Here is a 262-nt window from a genome sequence, read left to right as displayed (position 1 = left end):
GTCGGCGGACGTGCTGGTCATTCGACCCTCACACGCGGATCGATCGATGCATAGAGCATATCGACCAGGATATTGATGAAGAAGATAACGACGGCGACCGCGAAGATCGATGCCTGGACGATCGCGAAGTCGCGCTTCAGGATGCCGTCGATCAGCAGCTTGCCGATACCGGGAAACCCGAAAACAACCTCGACGACGCCACCGCCGCCGGCGAACTGGGCGGCGAGGTCACCGGTCACGGTCACCGCGGGCAGGAGGGCAT

The 262-nt window shown here is 61.8% G+C and carries 1 protein-coding gene; it reads right to left on the bottom strand.

Features of this window, described 5'->3' with window-relative positions; genetic code table 11:
- Nucleotides 1-17: 17 nt before the first annotated feature.
- Nucleotides 18-262: ABC transporter permease subunit (locus AF337_RS13940; protein ID WP_152971070.1), on the bottom strand; the 245-nt coding region annotated here is incomplete at its 5' end.

This window comes from Rhizobium ecuadorense (assembly GCF_001187535.1).
Lineage (GTDB): Bacteria > Pseudomonadota > Alphaproteobacteria > Rhizobiales > Rhizobiaceae > Rhizobium > Rhizobium ecuadorense.
This window is presented reverse-complemented; position numbering and strand designations above follow the sequence as displayed.